The organism is Bathymodiolus thermophilus thioautotrophic gill symbiont (assembly GCF_003711265.1).
Lineage (GTDB): Bacteria > Pseudomonadota > Gammaproteobacteria > PS1 > Pseudothioglobaceae > Thiodubiliella.
This window is the reverse complement of record NZ_CP024634.1, coordinates 1,913,677-1,931,314: the sequence shown is the minus strand read 5'-3', so window position 1 is coordinate 1,931,314 and position 17,638 is coordinate 1,913,677. Positions and strand designations below refer to the sequence as shown.

The window sequence follows — 17,638 nt, the reverse complement described above, 5'->3', positions numbered from 1 at the left end:
ATGCTAATGTTTGCATAAGGTTTTGAGAGTTGATTTGTGATTTTTTGTTGGGTTTTTTAGTTTAATGCAGGGGTCTTAAGTTCTAGATAATTAGACACTTTAAGAGTTTTATTGGCAACTGTAAACATGTTGTTGCAAGTGTAACTTCCTTGTTTGTAATATTCATTTTCTGATTTAATTCTTAATTTAAAAAGGACTGGGAATTTGTTAATACCATCAATATAAGCTTCTTGGTATATAAATTCATAATTCTCCTTGGTAGTGTAATGCTCCCTAGTTTCCACCCTCACTTCTGAATCTTCTAGAATTATAATTGTATACAATGTCCCTGAATTAATGTTACACATTTGTCCTCCTATTTCTTGGGTACAAGCAGATAGCTTTAAAATAATATAAGTATAGTTTTTAGTTTTTGATAATCAATAAACCCCCAATACCTACTATCAAAACTCTCAAGATTAGACCCCCAAACTACAGCCTTATTTTTTGGCACAATGCCATCATAATAAAATTGCTTTATTAGCTTTCCACTTCCTGTTTTTTGGTTGCGTTTAATCGGATATTTTTGCTCATTGCAGATGATAAATTTGTCATTAATTTGCAGTTTATCGCCACCAATACAAACCAATTTTTTAGATAAAATTTTAATATTTTTAGGTAACAATGGGTGTTTAAAATTAAAATAAACAAACTCATTTTTCCCTGGATTTTTATCGCTTTTCCAAAACAATGTGCCTGCATGAGAGTCGGAAATATTGACCACAATATGAGTAAAAAACGCACCGATTATAAGGTAAATTACGAGCGCAATTAAGCTAAAAATCAACAGTTTTTTAGGCGTGATTTTAGTGGATTTTTTGGTATTTTTAATCATCTTTAATATCTTTTGTAAGTGAGTTTATTATCTCTAAAGCACTCAATATGTGAGTCTTATTTTGAGGATTGTTTGTTAAAATTCTCTTGATTTTTTGCTCTATTTTTGACGGTATTTTGATATTATCTTGATAGTATTCTTCAATAAAATCATTAACTTTTTTGGTATTTTTAGTCCATCTTTTTGCACCAAAATTTGATAAATTTGAGACTTGAGATTGAGATATTTCTAATGTTTTTGCCAAAGAGTTTTTACTCATTCCACTATCGATTAGAAATTTATTCAAGCGTTCTTTTAGTGCCTTAATTGCTGAAATTGGCATATTTTTTTATTTACTTAATTATCTGTTTTAGGCTATTTTACAGATAATTAGAGATAATGATTAAGTTAATAAAATGGTTTGATAAGCGTTACATTGAATTTTGTGTTTTCGATTTTTGACATTTTTTTATTTTCATTGTCTGCCATTTGTTTGCCACTACAAATACCACTACTAAAGCATTTTTTATTTTTTTTTATTTTCGTCTGCTAAATGGCAGACAAATGGAGGTGCCGATTGTCCGACAAACTAAGTCTATTCCTATGCGGTTTTACACCTTGCACAACCGTGCATCAGGTGTAGAAGATTTTTAGGGTTCCCGCTGGCGGGATGATTGCTAGTGCTCTTTTTGTTTTGCACAATTTTACAGATATGCACAAGCTTGATTTTAATGTTGAAAAAGTATCGCCAATATAAATTTAATGGCTGGTACATTATTGAGTTTGACACCAGGCAGAAGTGTTTTTTTAAAAATGAATTCATTTGTTGGCAATAATTGGAATTTCAGAAACAGATCCGCTTTTGATTTTTAAGTGTCTTTAGACACCATGCACCTATCAAAATAAAGTTTGATTACGATGTGTGAAAATAACCAACAGTGCGCCGCAAACAATTCTAAAAAAAGTACCACCAACATTGATTTAATTATTGGTACATTTATTGAGAACGACACCACCTTGCTTTTTTGAAAAAATAAACAAAAGAGTTTTAAAAAATGATTTTGATTTGTTGGCAACCATTGGAATTTCAGAAACAGATCCGCTTTTGATTTTTAAGTGTCTTCAGACGCTATGCATTCATTAAAAAAAACTCGATTGCAATGTGTGAAAAATAATTAGAAGTGCGCCATAAGCAACTCTAAAAAAGTACCACTAACATCGATTTAATTATTGGCACATTTATTGAGCGCAATACTATTCTGCTTTTTCTGAAAAATTAATAAACCTTGGTAAATTGCTATCAGCATATAAAACTATTATTCATTGCTTTTAAACAAAAAAAACTACAAAAAATCAGACCCGTTTAGGGGCTGGATTTTTTCGGTATAAGACCTGTTCTTTAGGGCTTATGCCAAGCAGACTTAATCACACACCATATATCAATTCTTGCACAATGTAGATTTTCAAGGCTCCCACTAGCAAAATGATTGCCACAACCATTAGGATTTTAAAAACGGACACGCCCAATAGGTCTAAATTAAAATGAAGCCCATATTTGTGATTTAAGCGTTTGTTATGTGTATTGACTTACCGTGCTATTGATTTATTGTTTGTATATCCGTACCAATACACCTACTTAGCCCTATTGAAACTTTATTTACCTGAATGAAGCATATGTAATTTGTTTTTCAGTCTTTTCAATAGGTGATGCCAATGGTTCGGGAGATTTGATGACTGATCTTCATTATGCAGATTTCACTGTTGGCACTAGTGTAAGTAAACGCATTTTAAAATGCGTTTACTTGATTGAATTTCATCAAACTTAATGGAAGTAATTTATATGGGCACTCCTGCCTTTTCTTTTTAATCATAACAAACGCTTGCGTTACCTCGCCGAAAGGCAGTAAATAGTTTACCCATATTTGCACGCTCTTTTGCAAATATGGGTAATCTATTGGATGCCGTGCCACAGGCTTCGGCTTTAAAAATCAAAGTGAGTTACTTGCCTTGTGATTGAGTTGAGTTTACGAAACTTGGTCACAAGGCAAGTAACTGACTTTACCTTATTTCAGTTATTGCCAACATTAAAAAAAGCCCCTTTTGACAGAGGCTTTTTAAGAAAAATGGTATCAACTAATAATTTTTCGCAAACTCTAAATTCACATCACTTTGATTGTATTTAATGCGTAACGCTTGCTTTAGTACTGCTTTAAAATATTTTGTACCTTGCTCAATAAAAACTCTATCATTTTCAAAATAATCTGTCATTGCATCACTTTCATTCTTTGGGTTTAAAATTTTAGGTAAGCGCTTATAATTTTTACCAGTAATTTGGATGCCTATTTTTCCAGTATCCATTAAGTTTGGAAAATAATAACATCTGTAATTTTTCCCATCTACTTTTATCGAATGTTTTAAAAATTTAATTTCAATCTTATCCGTTCTTTTTTGAATATGCAACAAGTCAATTGCGGCTAATATGTCGTAAATGCCATAATTTAAATCAATAAACACTCTAATTAAATCAACTGTTTCCTTGCTGGTATTAAATTTTTTTTCCATGTCAATCATTTTTTTATATATTTCTTGAGTCCTGTCTTTCATTTTTTAATTTCTCCGTAAATTTTATAAGGTAACCAAGGTCTTTAACCTGTAATATATATTATACGCTACTATATAATAAATTCAAGCATTATTTTAATAAAAAAGACAATAAAAAGTTAATATTTTATTATAAGGTAGCGTATAATATATTTATTAAGTAAATAAAGGAAATATAGCGCTATGAATGTACCTTATAAAGTTCATAAAGAACAAGATATAAAAGCAGAAACATCAGATAAAAATAAAAGATGTGTATTGTTTCAAAGCGGATTTTATAAGTGCATACTTGTAATAAATCCGTTTTATTGCGACTATCGAAAAACCAGCAACAGCATCCTTGGTCATCTTGAATTTTATGCCCTCAGCGAAGGGTGGGAAAAATACACAAGTACTGGGTATCGATCAACATTTTTTCATCATTTAAATATTAAGCAATATCAAAATGATGATTTTGTAGCCCAAGAATTTAAAAAAATGCTTGAAAAAGATGGCTTTCTTTTTGAGGAAAGCATCCAAGTAACATTATTCTAGAAGTTTAAACCAACAAAGAAAATATATGGAAAATACCAAATATACCAGAAAGGTGTGCGGTAACTGCCCCTTTAGAAAGGATTCCCCCAAAGGCTGGTTAGGCTCTGACAGAATGTCTGAAATTTTAAACTCTGAGATTTTCCATTGCCACAAGACTACTTCTGCAACATTAGGAAAAAATAAAACCAACCAAATTTGCGCTGGGCATTTGGCATTAAGTGACAGGTCTTTTGCTAAAAGAATTGGGTATACAGCCAGAGAAGCAGACTTAAAGCTGCTATTTAAAACCCAAAATAATTGCATTAAACACCATGAAATAATCAATTAAATTCTTGACTTTATTATATAGTAGCGTATAATAATTTATAACTTAACAAATAAAAGTAACCATGAAAAAATATTTAAATAATTTAATTAAAGAGAAGGGCATTGACATTAACACGATTTTTGAAATTGAAGGTAAAACAGGTGTAAATCTCATTACTCTTGAGGTGGTGATTGAACATATTTTAATAGCCGCAAAAAAAGACCAGCAAGCAATAAAAAAAACATTGGTTGAAATTGACTTTGTCAACGCAGATGTTTTGGATTTTTTTAAGCATTTAGCAAAATCTATCGCCTTATAAATAAAAAATAGAGGCAACATGAAAACAAAAGACCTGCCACAATTGGCATCTAATATAACAAATGCAGTCCTTGATATTGCATTTATAAAAAGCAACGAGACATTAAAAGAGGGCTGGGGTTTTGGCCGTCCAGGCTTTAATCGTTTTGTCAGACGCAATATAAAGCGACGAGGTATAAATTGGGTTTTAGGATATGGTAAAGAATACACAAAATGCAGTGAAGATGTTTATATAATCGTCGCACCTATTATGGATAAAACCATAACAACTTATAGTATTACCTGGGGGAGTCCTTACACAACACCCCCAAGTGGCGCACCCAGCACTTTGATTTGGGAATTTTTAGAACACAATGTTGATAGAAATGAATTGTCTGAACAGTTGTTTAAAAAGGCAAGAAAACTATATCCTGAATTAAAAAAGCAACTAGCGCTTGGTGGCGGATATGACATATCAGTTAATTTTGATAATGTTAAAATACCCGTTGTAAGAAGTGCAGAAACAATCTTGAAAATGAGAAAACAAAGGACATTAAAGAAACTTGAAAAGCAAACCCCATTATTTTTAGAAGATGAATATCAAAAAATTTTATTGGAAAAAGCAAGTTATTTTAATATTGACATTATCAAAGAAACTCAAAAACAAAAATTGGCAACAAAATTGAAATTATGGAATAATGATTTTAACGAGCCAAATCAACTAAGACATCTTTAAGAAAAAACAGAAGGGGAGGGGGCTGATAATTTGCAAATAATAGGGCATTAAAATGACAAAAGAGAAAAAAACCGTTGGCACCAACTCAATGACAAAGCACTCAAAGGAATTGAGAAAAAAAACCTCAGCAGAATGGACTAAAAAACACATTATAAGCAAAGCAATCAAGTTTAATAAATCTCAAGAGAGTGATATAAAACTATTGTCTGATTTTGAATCAATTGAAGCGGGCTCAAACAAAGAAAGGTTGCAGTTGTTAGTTGATTGTTATTTGAAGCAATGATGCAAGTAAATATCGCTACAATTATTATCCAATTCGGCAAGCATGATAAAAAAATAGCAAGTTAAGTTATTTCGTTAAAAATCAATAACTTAAGTTTTTCGCTTGCCGAATGGCTTAACTACAACACTTTAATCAAATTAAAAAGGTATAATATACACAGTTTCGCTATATTTTCTAAAAAATCACCGAGGTTGCCGAATTCGCTATGTATTTCGTTGATTTATAAGGTGTTTTTTAGGGCACTGTGAGACCCGCCTATTCGAATACGGCAGTTGAAACTTCTAAAACATCCGCATCGCCAGTGCCTTCTTTGGTGAGACCCGCCTATTCGAATACGGCAGTTGAAACCCTTCACAGTCTGGTTACCCACCGCACTAGCCGTAGTGAGACCCGCCTATTCGAATACGGCAGTTGAAACGTATTGCGACCCTCACCTGATATGAACATGTGCTTAAGTGAGACCCACCTATTCGAATACGGCAGTTGAAACACAACCCCTAAGGTTGCCAGTCCTGATACTCCGTGAGACCCGCCTATTCGAATACGGCAGTTGAAACCTTTAGTATGCCTAAGCCACGACCTATCTTGTTCTGTGAGACCCGCCTATTCGAATACGGCGGTTGAAATATCCCCCACCCATTCCCACGCAAAACATGGGGTGGCAAACACTTGGTAGTATTTATGAAGCGAGCAAGATTTAATGGGTTAAATTTTGTGCATCTTAAAGAAAGCTTATTAATTCCGATATTGCCTTTTAAAAAAACAGGTGGTTGCCTTTACCTTGTTTCAGTTATTGCCAATTAAAAAAAAGCCTCTTTTAATCGAGGCTTTTATAAAAATATTATAACTTTACTTTAAGATATAAACTATTAAAAACTATTCAGCCCCCAAGTCTTTTTATAGCAATGTTAAAATAATTACTGTCTAATTCGTAACCCAGATAATCAAATATTTGTGATTTGATGCAAGCCATTGCGGTAGATCCACTACCCATAAAAGGGTCTAGAACAGTTCCCCCAGTTGGGCAAAATGCTTTTATAAGTTTTAGCAATAAGTCAACTGGTTTTTGTGTTGGATGAAATTTATTACCTGTATAGTTCCAACCCATGACACTGGGTAAGACTTCGTAAGGCTGCGGATATCCCTTAGCAAGTAAATAAGCGCACTCATGCCTATACTCCATGTGCTTTTTATCCATTCTACCATTTGAAGCATATTTTTTATAAAATACAAAATGCCCAATAATTCTAAATCCAGCATTTCGCCAAGCGTCAATAAATTTGTCCACTTCATTCCAGCCATAAAAAACCACCGCATAACTGTTATTATCAAGCACCCTATACATCTCATTAAAAGCAGGGGTTAGCCAATCAGCGTTATTGGCTGTATCATTGGCAATCCCTCTACCCTGCCTATCTTTGTAATTAACTAAATAGGGTGGATCTGTTAATATCATTTGAACACTGTTATTTGGCAAGCTTGCCATTTTGTTAACGCAATTAGCATTAAAAATTATATTTTTATTTATCATTTTTCATTACTCCTTCAATATTATTTAATCTATCCAGCAATCACTGGCTAAAATCACCTGAATTTCTTGATATTGAGGGTCAGAACCACCACTTTGAATGGTTATTTCCTTAATACTGTTATTCCACTCCGTCCAATTAATATCAATTATTTTTCCGCATATTTCGCAGTCTGCCTTAAAACAAACATAGTCATTAACACCCACTATTTTTTCATCTTGTATCTTTGCTTTCATTTTTTCTCCTTTAGGTTATACAAAGTATGACTAGGCAATGCTTTAGCATTAGACCTCGCCATACTTTGGTGAACCAACAAAGTCAACATGCAAATTTCATTAGTCAAGCTGGCGCAATCAATCACCGCAAGTCGCAGTTCTTAATGCTGCTTAAATCTGTTCTTTAGATTGTTAGCAAGTATTTAGAAACCGAGTGAGGATTATTGGTTTGACAAATTAAATTTGTGTGTTTTAGAGAAAACTTTTAGTTCCGACATTGCTTTTAAAAAAAATCACTGAAGCAAAAAAGTTTGGCTCTTTAAGCTTTTTTACTTGAGTGATATTTGCCTAATGAACTGGTGCGCTTTTTTTGATTGGTTTAATCTGTGAACCTGAGAGTAGTTTAAAACAATTTAAAATTCGTTCCATTGATCAGGTTTTTATGCGACCATGTGCAATTTGATATTGATGGCAAATTTTAGAGATACACGCTTTGACTTATTCTTTTACAACAAACAAACGCTTGCGTTACCTCGCCGAAGGGCAGTAAATAGTTTATCCATATTTACACGCTCTTTTAATCTATTGGATACCGTGTCACAGACTTCGGCTTTAAAAATCAAAGTGAGTTACTCGCCTTATGATTGAGTTGAGTTTACGAAACTTGGTCACAAGGCAAGTAACTGTCTTTACCCTTATAAAGAGATAGTTTTTCAACCTATTTAATAAACGATTAAGGTATTATTGCCTTAGTAGATAACACTGTATTGCTCAAAACAACCCTACTGTAATTGTTACCCAATTCGGCAAGCACGATAAAAAAATAGCAAGTTAAGTTATTTCATTAAAAATCAATCACTTAAGTTTTTCACTTGCCGAATGCTTTAACCACAACACTTTAACCAAATTAAAAAGGTATAATATACACAGTTTCACTAGATTTTCTAAAAAATCACCGAGGTTGCCGAATTCGCCTTGTATTTCGTTGATTTATAAGGTGTTTTTTAGGGTACTGTGAGACCCGCCTATCCGAATACGGCAGTTGAAACTCATCAAGCGGACGCAACTCAGCGACTTCCATCCTGTGAGACCCGCCTATTCGAATACGGCAGTTGAAACATAACCGCCTCCAGATTCTTCTCCAGAGCAGTAGAGTGAGACCCGCCTATTCGAATACGGCAGTTGAAACAGCACCAGTCTCATCAGGTACAGAACACTCTGGATGTGAGACCCGCCTATTCGAATACGGCAGTTGAAACACACTTACTACTTCCTCACCACTTTGGCGGAAAATATGTGAGACCCGCCTATTTGAATACGGCAGTTGAAACATCAACATTCTTAGCCAAGTATTGTAAGGATGCTGTGAGACCCGCCTATTCGAATACGGCAGTTGAAACATTTTCTACTTCGAACGATAGCGCTTGAAGGGCTTGTGAGGCTCACCTATTCGAATATGGCAGTTGAAGTGTATTAATTCCCTATGTACTCTCATGCAAAACACAGAATGGTAAATGCTTAGTGGTACTTATAAAACAAGTGAGGGTATTGAGGTAATAAATTTTAAAATTTTAAACTTTTTTACTTGAGTAATTTGTTTAACTAAAAAAGCGATATTTAAGTGTGGCGAAACCTATGGAAAAATATACAAAATAGTTGCCTAGTGATTTAAATTGTATTTTCTACTAGGACTAGGTTGGGTTAACAAGTAAAATCACCAGTATAAAAATGCGCTTTATTGATTGAGAATTTATAAATGGTATAAATAGTTTTTTATCTATTTTCCACATTGCTAATGACTAACTGAATTCTCCTTAAATCATCAATATTCGTTTCAACATAACCTAAAGTTGTTTTAATGTCAGAATGACCAAGTAATTGCTGCAGTGATTTCAAATTACACCCACTATTGGCAATCTTTGTTGCCGTTGTGTGTCTAAATCTGTGGGGAGATACAAGTACGCCAATTTTTTTTGACCATTTTGTGAATAACCTTGAGACATGGTCTTCGTTCATTTGTTCTGCCTTGTAACTATTTAAAAATTTTGTAATGTTAAAAACTTGTTCTGATTGTTTTGGATTTTTTGATTTTTCCATAAGTGTTGAAAAGTGTTCAATCAAAATATCGTTAATAGGTACCAAATTATCATTTTTATTTTTTGAATACTTAGCATCTAGGTATAAAGTTTTTTCATTGAAATTAATGTCACGCCACTTAATGCCAATTAATTGCCTTCGGCGTATAGCGGTAAATCTAAAAACATCTATCATTGCTAAATAAAACCATGAGTGACATGAATAATATTTATCATGTTTTATTGTCAATAACAATTTTTCAAATGTTACTTCGCTGATTGTTTTACATTTCACATTGCTTGTTTTTAAAATATCAATCGATTGAAAAACATTCTCATCTAAATAATTAGCGGCAACTGCGAAATTAAATAAAGACCTCATGTGTCGATGGTAATTATTGCAATTTCCAGCACTTGATCTGTTTAATATTTTATTGCGCCATTTAATGCATTCGTTGCGTGTGACAAAGATATTATCAATATTTGAGTCCTTTGCAAACATGCTGATAATTGATTTGTATTTATCGATTGTTCTTGGTGATAAATGTGGCTTTTCTTCTTGGTATAGTTCCAGTAATTTAATTAATTTCATTCTTGAAGTCCTTTTTTTCAAATAAAAGGAATAGAATAAACCTTGAATTCACATCATGAGTGCAACACTCATTAAGACCCCTGCATTAAACTAAAAAACCCAACAAAAAATCACAAATCAACCCTCAAAACCTTATGCAAACATTAGCATTTATGATAAAATACTATAATTATCAGACACTTACAAAAAAATGCGAGTTAAAACCACTCAAGAACAAACCTTTGCTGATAGTTTTATCAACATACCAAACTCCCAACTAGACATCATTAACAAAGTTATCGATTGGGAAGTTATAGCCAAAGATCTGTCTCATATTAAAGTTGACTATTCTGCTGTTAGTCTGTTTAAAGCGCTATTAATAGGCACATGGCACAATCTCTCTGATGAGAAGTTGGCTGATAGTCTTAGTAGAGATTTAGTCTTTATTAACTTTTGCAACTTTAGCCTAAGTGGCAACAAACCTGATGCTACAACCATTGGCAGATTTAGAACCAAACTAATCAAACAAAATCTATTTGATAGACTTTTGAGTAGCATCAATCTTATGCTTGAGAATAATCAACTCAAACTCTCTAATGGCAAACATGTTGCCATGGATGCAACCTTAATTCAAAGTGCTAGACGCACTAAGAAGATTATTACAACACACAAAACTGGTGAGGTTTATGAGATTGATAGTAACCCAATTCAATATTCAGATGATAAAGATGCAAGATGGACATTTAAGGCGGGAAAATACACTTATGGATATTCATCAGTAGTAACAACTGATGCCAATGGATTAATTAACAAAGCCACTACGCACCCTGCTAATGATAGTGAAATGACTCATTTTGAAGAAAATGTTAAACAGGCAGGCAATCAAAAAGGCGTAAGAGTTTTATACGACAAAGGAGCAGCCTCTCAAGCTAATAGTGAAGCACTTAAAGCACAAAAGTTAAGAGATGGTATTATGCGCAAAAAACCCAAAGGCAAGCAAATGAGTCATTGGAATAAATTACGCAATAAAGCAATCAGCAAAAGAAGGTTTGTGGTTGAACGCACCTTTGGTACGCTCAAACGCACTTATGGTTTGGCAAGAAGTCGTTATATTGGTTTAGAGAAAGTTGCCAGCGAAGTTAATCTTAAAGCTATTGCTTATAATCTAGTTAGAGCGGCGAATGTTTATATTAACAAGGGATTAAATACAACCTAGGGATTATTGTGTCTTTTTTGTGGAAACAGTACAAAAAAGAGTAAAAAATGAGCGATTTATAGTTGATATTGATGATTTTTTTAATGAAAGCTGGGTTTTATATGTTTTTTGACTTTGAAAAGTCAAAAATTGAGGGTTTTGGGTTTTGATGGTTGGTTTTAGGGTGCTATGCAGGGGTCTTTCATTGGTCGAACAAAAGAGTATATTGACCACTCAAGAAAAAGGAGTGAAATATGAAAAAATATACCCAATTGACCTAAGAACAAAGATACCATATTTATCTACTGAACAAACAGGGGTGCAATCAAAATTTATTGGGTAGGAATAAGTCAACTATTTCTAGAGAGTTGTCTTGCAATACTGGCAAAAAAGGTTTCCGATACAATCAAGTCAATGGACTTGCTTGCAAAAGACATCAAGAGAAAAACAAAGTCATTAGGTTGTAGATAATGTCTAGAGGCTACATTGTTGAAAAGTTAAAAGAGTATTGGAGTCCTAAACAAATTGTGGGGCGTTTAGAATTGGACGATCTATAAAGCCCCAACAATTTCAAACAACAATTTAATTTTCCTTATTTCAAATTCGTTAAACTAAACAAAAAAATGAGTAAAAAACAAACTAAATATACCCCTGCATTCAAGACTAAACTCGTGCTTGAACTATTGCAAAACGAACAAACCTTAGTGCAGATTGCTAGCAAGCATAACATCCTTCCTCAGAACCTACAAAATTAAAAGAAAACCTTTCTTGCTAACGCAGAAATTGCCATAGAGCCCTCTAAAGCTGTTAAAGAATACAAAGAAGAACTTGTCAAAGCATAGCAACAGAATGAGCGTCTAACTACCATAGTAGGCAAAGTAACAGTAGAGAAGTGGTTGGCAAAAAAGCTAAAAAGCTTGGACTCATCTAATCTCAAGCAGTTAGTTGATTTCAAGCCATCTTCATCCTCTTTATAAGACCCCTGTATTAAACTAAAAAACCCAACAAAAAATCACAAATTAACCCTCAAAACCTTATGCAAACATTAGCATTTATGATAAAATACTATAATTATCAGATACTTACAAAAAAATGCGAGTTAAAACCACTCAAGAACAAACCTTTGCTGATAGTTTTATCAACATACCAAACTCCCAACTAGACATCATTAACAAAGTTATCGATTGGGAAGTTATAACCAAAGATCTGTCTCATATTAAAGTTGACTATTCTGCTGTTAGTCTGTTTAAAGCGCTATTAATAGGCACATGGCACAATCTCTCTGATGAGAAGTTGGCTGATAGTCTTAGTAGAGATTTAGTCTTTATTAACTTTTGCAACTTTAGCCTAAGTGGCAACAAACCTGATGCCACAACCATTGGCAGATTTAGAACCAAACTAATCAAACAAAATCTATTTGATAGACTTTTGAGTAGCATCAATCTTATGCTTGAGAACAATCAACTCAAACTCTCTAATGGCAAACATGTTGCCATGGATGCAACCTTAATTCAAAGTGCTAGACGCACTAAGAAGATTATTACAACACACAAAACTGGTGAGGTTTATGAGATTGATAGTAACCCAATTCAATATTCAGATGATAAAGATGCAAGATGGACATTTAAGGCGGGAAAATACACTTATGGATATTCATCAGTAGTAACAACTGATGCCAATGGATTAATTAACAAAGCCACTACGCACCCTGCTAATGATAGTGAAATGACTCATTTTGAAGAAAATGTTAAACAGGCAGGCAATCAAAAAGGCGTAAGAGTTTTATACGACAAAGGAGCAGCCTCTCAAGCTAATAGTGAGGCACTTAAAGCACAAAAGTTAAGAGATGGTATTATGCGCAAAAAACCCAAAGGCAAGCAAATGAGTCATTGGAATAAATTACGCAATAAAGCAATCAGCAAAAGAAGGTTTGTGGTTGAACGCACCTTTGGTACACTCAAACGCACTTATGGTTTGGCAAGAAGTCGTTATATTGGTTTAGAGAAAGTTGCCAGCGAAGTTAATCTTAAAGCTATTGCTTATAATCTAGTTAGAGCGGCGAATGTTTATATTAACAAGGGATTAAATACAGCCTAGGGATTATTGTGTTTTTTTTGTGGAAACAGTACAAAAAAGAGTAGAAAATGAGCGATTTATAGTTGGTATTGATGATTTTTTTAATGAAAGCTGGGTTTTATATATTTTTTGACTTTGAAAAGTCAAAAATTGAGGGTTTTGGGTTTTGATGGTTGGTTTTAGGGTGCTATGCAGGGGTCTTTTTATCCGTTAATTATCAATGTCAATTATTGGGCATTAACAGAAGTGGCTTATATTACAAGTCAAAAACAAACGATACTAAGCAAACCATCAAAAAACCACATTATCAAAGTGTTTGAACGCATACCTATTTACGGCGAAAAAAAAGTACATCAACAATTCAAAGTAAGCTTAAACACCGTTGCACGCTATCGAAGACCCCTGCTTAAAGGCAGTATTGGCAGTTAAACAAAGTTGATACGACCATATCAATCAAAACGCATAAGAAGTACAGTTACAAGCTTCGAGGCCTTGGTATCAATCATGCCAATCAAGTTTGGTCTACAGACATTACTTAGTCAACCCTTAAAAACCACACAACAATTTGATTTATAACAATAAAAAATCAAATACCCATAGACAAATCAACCAACTTTTGGTATAACAACACTCTTTTACTGGTCGTTTTACCTAAAAAATATGCTAACCGAATCCTTACCAATATCCACCCAAAACAATTTATTCCATTCAGAGCTTTTTAATCAATTAGACATCAAAGACCCACTCATTACACTATCTCACGCCATAGACTGGCAAGTTCTTAATGATGCCTTCACCAAGCACTATTGCCTTAACAATGGCAGACCCTCAAAACCCATTCGCCTAATGGTGGGCTTGCTTATCCTCAAACAGTTAGAGAATCTATCAGATGAAGCCGTTGTTATGCAGTTTAAAAGAAACCCGTATTACCAATACTTTTGTGGTCACAGTGCTTATATTGCTGATGTAGCTTGTAACGCCACTGAGTTAGTGCATTTCAGAAAACGCATTGGCGTTAAAGGTTTTAATCTTATCTTTAAAATGAGCGTTGAGTTACACGGTAAAAAAGCACAAGAGTCAACTGTGTTAATTGACACCACCGTTCAAGAGAAAAACATCACTTATCCTACTGACGCCAAACTGGCAATTAAGATAATTAATCGCTTAAACAAACTGGCAAAACAACACGGCATCAAACAGCGAAGAACTTATGTCAAAGAAGTTAAAAACTGTCGCCTTAGCATTCGCCACTTTCGCCATGTCAAAAAGCGTGCCAAAGCCAAAAAAGCCCTTAAAAGACTCAGAACCATTGCCAACAAGCTTATCCGTGAACTACAACGCAAACTTCCAACTCATTCTTTGTTTGAAATCTATCAAAAAGACTTCTTGTTCTACCAAAAAGTGCTCGCTCAACAACCTGGAGACAAAAACAAAATTTACGCCCTACATGAGCCCGATGTTTATGTTATTGCCAAAGGCAAAGACCATAAGAAATATGAATATGGCAACAAAGTTTCAATCGTCTCTACCAAAGACAGTAACATTATCGTTGGCGTGGCAAGTCATAAAACAAACATTCATGATTCAAAAACACTAGATACAGCCATTGCTCACGCTAACGCCAATCGTATCAAGCCCATTCAGAAGGCAGTATGTGATAGAGGGTATGTGGGTGCAAAAGAAGTACTAGGGGCTGAAATCATCTTACCTAAAAAGCCCCTGAAACGAGACAGCCGTTACCAACGAGATAAAAAGCGTAAGTTGTGTAAAAGACGAGCAGCAATAGAACCTATCATTGGACATCTTAAAGCAGATTTTAGATTGTCTAGGAATTTACTCAAAGGGCAAGTTGGTGATGAGATTAATGTTTTAATGGCTGCTATAGCGTGGAATTTGAAAAAGTGGCTGATTGCCACTGTTATTTTTTTGTCTTTGCAAAAAATTGGTTTGTTTTTTGTGAAAAGGGCGAGGATTTTGTGTGTTATTGTTTGAAAACTGGTTTGGTTGATTAGGGGTGGTGGGGTTTGGGGTTTTTAAGGGTTGACTACTTATATCAAGGTTGCAGGCGGCATGGTGTATATGGTACATTATTGATTGGCATTCTAAAGCAGTGCTATCACACAAGACATCCAACACCATGGATTCGCAATTAGTAATGAGTGTGCTCAATAATGCTTTAGAAAAACACTCACATCCAGAGATATTTAATACCGACCAAGGCAGTCAATACACCAGCGAGATACACACTAAATGACTAAAAGATTTAGGCATTCAAATATCCATGGATGGCAAAGGCAGAGCCACAGATAATATCTGCATTGAGCGCTTTTGGCGAAGTGCAAAATGCGAAAGGGTTTATCTGAACGAGTATCAATCTATTCGTGAGTTGATTGTTGATGTGGATGATTATATTAAGTTTTATAATCATCGAAGATTTCATGAAACATTGGGTGTAGAAAACCAATGGATGTGTATCGGGAGAGTGTAAAATTAAATCAAGAAAAGGCGAAGACTTCCTTAAATTGGGCTATATAAGAAATTTTAAAGAGTTGTCAGGGGTTTTGGGGTAATGTAGTTTATTGTATTTAACATGTTAGATTTTATGACCCCAATCTGATAACATTACATCTATATTACAATTTATTTTGGACTTAATTTATGTCTGTTAACCATAGTGAAATCTCATCTTTTATTTGGAACGTTTGTGACGACGTATTAAGAGGATTGTTTAAACCTCATGAATACGGTGATATCATCCTACCCTTCACTGTTTTAAGGCGTCTTGATTGTGTTTTAGAGCCACACAAAGACAATGTTATTGGCCTTTACAACGAATACAAATCACAAGTTGATGATCCGACGCCTATTATTCTTACAAGGGTTAATACTACATTCTTCAATCATTCTCAATATGACTTAAATCGTCTCAGACAAGACCCATCTAATGTAATGATGAATTTCGATAACTACCTAAGTGGTTACAGTGAGAATGTTGTTGAAATTGTTGAAAACTTCCAATTAGAAAAACCTATTGAGAAGTTAAATAAAAATAATCGTTTATTCCAATTCATTGAGAAATTCAGTGAAATTGAACTACACCCCGATGTTGTTTCGAATCATCAAATGGGTCAAATCTTTGAGGAGTTGTTAAGAAAATTCTCTGAGATGAGTAATGAGACCTCTGGTGAACATTACACACCAAGAGATGTTGTTAAATTATTGGTATCAATGGTATTTTCACAAGAATCTGACAATTTACAAGGCAATGATAAAGTAAGAAGTATTTTTGACCCTTGTTGTGGAACTGGTGGTATGTTGACCACTAGTCAAGAATGGGTTCATGAAAATATTAATGATAAAGTTGATATAAGACTATTAGGTCAAGAACTAAACCCACAAACCTATTCAATTTGTAAATCTGACATGATGATTACTGGTGGAAATCCAGAGGAAATTCGTCAAGGTTCATCGTTATCTGAGGATAGATTTCAAGGGGATAAATTTGACTATATGTTAACTAACCCACCTTATGGTGTAAGTTGGAAGTCAGAAAAGAGTTTTATTGAAAATGAAAGTGACAATCCTAACGGTAGATTCTCAGTAGGAACACCAAGATCATCTGATGGTCAATTGTTATTCTTACAACACATGATTTCTAAGATGGATCCAAAAGGTTCACGTGTTGGTATTGTTTTAAATGGTTCACCAATGTTTGCAGGTGATAGTGGTTCGGGTGAGAGTGAGATACGTAAATGGATTATTGAAAACGATATGTTGGAATGTATCGTTTCGTTACCCGATAGGTTGTTCTTTAATACCAGTATATCGACATATTTGTGGATTGTAACTAATAAAAAATCTAGTGAAAGACAAGGGAAGGTTCAATTAATTAATGGATCTAATTTTTACACATCAATGAGAAAAAACCTTGGTGAGAAAAGTAAAGAGGTTTCTGTCGAAGGTCGTAAACAAATTGTTGAAACATACAATAACTTTATAGAGTCAGAAGTTAGTCAGATTCATAATAACGAATATTTTGGATATACAAAAATAACAATTGAACAGCCATTAGAAAAGAATGGGGTTGTTGTTACCACCAAACAAGGAAAAGTTAAACCAGATACCAAGAAAAGAGATTATGAAAGAATTCCATTAACTGGTGACATTGAAGATTACTTTGAAAAAGAAGTAAAGCCACACCTACCAGATTCGTGGATGGATGAATCTAAAAACAAGGTTGGTTACGAAATCAACTTTACTAAATATTTTTATAAATATAAACCACTTCGTTCAATGAGTGAAATCACCCAAGATTTACTCAAACTTGAAGAAGAGTCAGAGAATCTATTAAATGAGGTTGTTTAGT

At 34.0% G+C, this 17,638-nt stretch carries 21 protein-coding genes; 14 read left to right on the top strand and 7 right to left on the bottom strand.

Translation table 11 applies throughout. The features are described 5' to 3' along the window. Positions 1-56 precede the first annotated feature (56 nt). The 4 genes from MS2017_RS06715 to MS2017_RS06700 form a co-directional block, all read right to left on the bottom strand. Complete coding sequence (locus MS2017_RS06715) at positions 57-347, bottom strand: single-stranded DNA-binding protein (protein WP_122951705.1); 291 nt, start codon at positions 345-347, stop codon at positions 57-59. Between the two features lie 35 nt (positions 348-382). Next, positions 383-874, bottom strand: a complete 492-nt coding sequence (locus tag MS2017_RS06710) for a S26 family signal peptidase (RefSeq protein WP_122951704.1) — start codon at positions 872-874, stop codon at positions 383-385. Further along, positions 867-1,196: a helix-turn-helix domain-containing protein gene (locus tag MS2017_RS06705; RefSeq protein WP_122951703.1), complete on the bottom strand. Its 330-nt coding sequence runs from the start codon at positions 1,194-1,196 to the stop codon at positions 867-869. The genes MS2017_RS06710 and MS2017_RS06705 overlap by 8 nt, the downstream gene beginning before the upstream one ends. A gap of 1,790 nt (positions 1,197-2,986) precedes the next feature. Further along, a complete protein-coding gene (locus MS2017_RS06700) occupies positions 2,987-3,457 on the bottom strand; it encodes a hypothetical protein (RefSeq protein WP_122951702.1) in 471 nt (156 codons plus the stop codon). A 180-nt stretch (positions 3,458-3,637) separates the two neighbouring features. On the opposite strand from MS2017_RS06700, the gene MS2017_RS06695 reads away from it, so the two are divergent. The 6 genes from MS2017_RS06695 to MS2017_RS11930 all read left to right on the top strand — a co-directional run bounded on the left by MS2017_RS06695 (position 3,638) and on the right by MS2017_RS11930 (position 6,026). Next, positions 3,638-3,988 carry a hypothetical protein gene (locus MS2017_RS06695; protein WP_122951701.1) on the top strand — a complete coding sequence of 117 codons (351 nt, stop codon included), beginning with the start codon at positions 3,638-3,640 and terminating at the stop codon, positions 3,986-3,988. A gap of 25 nt (positions 3,989-4,013) precedes the next feature. Then, positions 4,014-4,316 carry a DUF6283 family protein gene (locus MS2017_RS06690; RefSeq protein WP_122951700.1) on the top strand — a complete coding sequence of 101 codons (303 nt, stop codon included), beginning with the start codon at positions 4,014-4,016 and terminating at the stop codon, positions 4,314-4,316. Between the two features lie 61 nt (positions 4,317-4,377). Then, the gene (locus MS2017_RS06685) at positions 4,378-4,614 is read left to right on the top strand and encodes a hypothetical protein (protein WP_122951699.1); all 237 of its coding nucleotides are present in this window, start codon (positions 4,378-4,380) and stop codon (positions 4,612-4,614) included. Between the two features lie 18 nt (positions 4,615-4,632). Next, positions 4,633-5,328 (top strand): hypothetical protein, encoded by a 696-nt coding sequence (locus tag MS2017_RS06680; protein ID WP_122951698.1) that lies wholly within the window; start codon positions 4,633-4,635, stop codon positions 5,326-5,328. 52 nt (positions 5,329-5,380) lie between these two features. Then, positions 5,381-5,611 (top strand): hypothetical protein, encoded by a 231-nt coding sequence (locus MS2017_RS06675; protein WP_122951697.1) that lies wholly within the window; start codon positions 5,381-5,383, stop codon positions 5,609-5,611. Between the two features lie 244 nt (positions 5,612-5,855). After that, positions 5,856-6,026, top strand: coding sequence for a hypothetical protein (locus MS2017_RS11930; protein WP_420886036.1), 171 nt, complete (start codon positions 5,856-5,858; stop codon positions 6,024-6,026). A 465-nt stretch (positions 6,027-6,491) separates the two neighbouring features. Here MS2017_RS11930 and MS2017_RS06670 read toward each other — a convergent pair whose 3' ends face one another. Then, positions 6,492-7,142, bottom strand: coding sequence for a DNA methyltransferase (locus MS2017_RS06670; protein WP_122951696.1), 651 nt, complete (start codon positions 7,140-7,142; stop codon positions 6,492-6,494). A gap of 24 nt (positions 7,143-7,166) precedes the next feature. Beyond that, complete coding sequence (locus MS2017_RS06665; protein WP_122951695.1) at positions 7,167-7,376, bottom strand: hypothetical protein; 210 nt, start codon at positions 7,374-7,376, stop codon at positions 7,167-7,169. 1,275 nt (positions 7,377-8,651) lie between these two features. On the opposite strand from MS2017_RS06665, the gene MS2017_RS11925 reads away from it, so the two are divergent. Continuing rightward, positions 8,652-8,783: a hypothetical protein gene (locus MS2017_RS11925; RefSeq protein WP_420886035.1), complete on the top strand. Its 132-nt coding sequence runs from the start codon at positions 8,652-8,654 to the stop codon at positions 8,781-8,783. A 345-nt stretch (positions 8,784-9,128) separates the two neighbouring features. On the opposite strand, the gene MS2017_RS06660 is transcribed toward MS2017_RS11925, so the two are convergent. Further along, the gene (locus tag MS2017_RS06660; protein ID WP_122951694.1) at positions 9,129-10,022 is read right to left on the bottom strand and encodes a tyrosine-type recombinase/integrase; all 894 of its coding nucleotides are present in this window, start codon (positions 10,020-10,022) and stop codon (positions 9,129-9,131) included. Positions 10,023-10,212: 190 nt separating this feature from the next. On the opposite strand from MS2017_RS06660, the gene MS2017_RS06655 reads away from it, so the two are divergent. The 7 genes from MS2017_RS06655 to MS2017_RS06625 all read left to right on the top strand — a co-directional run bounded on the left by MS2017_RS06655 (position 10,213) and on the right by MS2017_RS06625 (position 17,637). Further along, positions 10,213-11,217: an IS5 family transposase gene (locus tag MS2017_RS06655; RefSeq protein ID WP_122950936.1), complete on the top strand. Its 1,005-nt coding sequence runs from the start codon at positions 10,213-10,215 to the stop codon at positions 11,215-11,217. 1,071 nt (positions 11,218-12,288) lie between these two features. After that, a complete protein-coding gene (locus MS2017_RS06650; RefSeq protein ID WP_122951693.1) occupies positions 12,289-13,293 on the top strand; it encodes an IS5 family transposase in 1,005 nt (334 codons plus the stop codon). A gap of 168 nt (positions 13,294-13,461) precedes the next feature. Then, complete coding sequence (locus MS2017_RS06645) at positions 13,462-13,701, top strand: hypothetical protein (RefSeq protein WP_122951692.1); 240 nt, start codon at positions 13,462-13,464, stop codon at positions 13,699-13,701. 231 nt (positions 13,702-13,932) lie between these two features. Beyond that, complete coding sequence (locus tag MS2017_RS06640) at positions 13,933-15,264, top strand: IS5 family transposase (protein WP_122951691.1); 1,332 nt, start codon at positions 13,933-13,935, stop codon at positions 15,262-15,264. Between the two features lie 67 nt (positions 15,265-15,331). Continuing rightward, entirely contained in the window at positions 15,332-15,526 is a 195-nt protein-coding gene (locus MS2017_RS11805) for a DDE-type integrase/transposase/recombinase (protein ID WP_277424485.1), read from the top strand. A gap of 15 nt (positions 15,527-15,541) precedes the next feature. Next, positions 15,542-15,760 (top strand): integrase core domain-containing protein, encoded by a 219-nt coding sequence (locus MS2017_RS06630; protein WP_338134310.1) that lies wholly within the window; start codon positions 15,542-15,544, stop codon positions 15,758-15,760. A 170-nt stretch (positions 15,761-15,930) separates the two neighbouring features. Further along, the gene (locus MS2017_RS06625; RefSeq protein WP_122951688.1) at positions 15,931-17,637 is read left to right on the top strand and encodes a type I restriction-modification system subunit M; all 1,707 of its coding nucleotides are present in this window, start codon (positions 15,931-15,933) and stop codon (positions 17,635-17,637) included. The last annotated feature ends 1 nt before the right edge of the window (position 17,638 follow it).

What these genes read in the sequence shown, in the direction of transcription:
- MS2017_RS06715 (WP_122951705.1), bottom strand. Translation starts at nt 347, where the DNA reads ATGTGTAACATTAATTCAGGGACATTGTATACAATTATAATTCTAGAA.
- MS2017_RS06710 (WP_122951704.1), bottom strand. Translation starts at nt 874, where the DNA reads ATGATTAAAAATACCAAAAAATCCACTAAAATCACGCCTAAAAAACTG.
- MS2017_RS06705 (WP_122951703.1), bottom strand. Translation starts at nt 1,196, where the DNA reads ATGCCAATTTCAGCAATTAAGGCACTAAAAGAACGCTTGAATAAATTT.
- MS2017_RS06700 (WP_122951702.1), bottom strand. Translation starts at nt 3,457, where the DNA reads ATGAAAGACAGGACTCAAGAAATATATAAAAAAATGATTGACATGGAA.
- MS2017_RS06695 (WP_122951701.1), top strand. Translation starts at nt 3,638, where the DNA reads ATGAATGTACCTTATAAAGTTCATAAAGAACAAGATATAAAAGCAGAA.
- MS2017_RS06690 (WP_122951700.1), top strand. Translation starts at nt 4,014, where the DNA reads ATGGAAAATACCAAATATACCAGAAAGGTGTGCGGTAACTGCCCCTTT.
- MS2017_RS06685 (WP_122951699.1), top strand. Translation starts at nt 4,378, where the DNA reads ATGAAAAAATATTTAAATAATTTAATTAAAGAGAAGGGCATTGACATT.
- MS2017_RS06680 (WP_122951698.1), top strand. Translation starts at nt 4,633, where the DNA reads ATGAAAACAAAAGACCTGCCACAATTGGCATCTAATATAACAAATGCA.
- MS2017_RS06675 (WP_122951697.1), top strand. Translation starts at nt 5,381, where the DNA reads ATGACAAAAGAGAAAAAAACCGTTGGCACCAACTCAATGACAAAGCAC.
- MS2017_RS06670 (WP_122951696.1), bottom strand. Translation starts at nt 7,142, where the DNA reads ATGATAAATAAAAATATAATTTTTAATGCTAATTGCGTTAACAAAATG.
- MS2017_RS06665 (WP_122951695.1), bottom strand. Translation starts at nt 7,376, where the DNA reads ATGAAAGCAAAGATACAAGATGAAAAAATAGTGGGTGTTAATGACTAT.
- MS2017_RS06660 (WP_122951694.1), bottom strand. Translation starts at nt 10,022, where the DNA reads ATGAAATTAATTAAATTACTGGAACTATACCAAGAAGAAAAGCCACAT.
- MS2017_RS06655 (WP_122950936.1), top strand. Translation starts at nt 10,213, where the DNA reads ATGCGAGTTAAAACCACTCAAGAACAAACCTTTGCTGATAGTTTTATC.
- MS2017_RS06650 (WP_122951693.1), top strand. Translation starts at nt 12,289, where the DNA reads ATGCGAGTTAAAACCACTCAAGAACAAACCTTTGCTGATAGTTTTATC.
- MS2017_RS06645 (WP_122951692.1), top strand. Translation starts at nt 13,462, where the DNA reads ATGCAGGGGTCTTTTTATCCGTTAATTATCAATGTCAATTATTGGGCA.
- MS2017_RS06640 (WP_122951691.1), top strand. Translation starts at nt 13,933, where the DNA reads ATGCTAACCGAATCCTTACCAATATCCACCCAAAACAATTTATTCCAT.
- MS2017_RS06625 (WP_122951688.1), top strand. Translation starts at nt 15,931, where the DNA reads ATGTCTGTTAACCATAGTGAAATCTCATCTTTTATTTGGAACGTTTGT.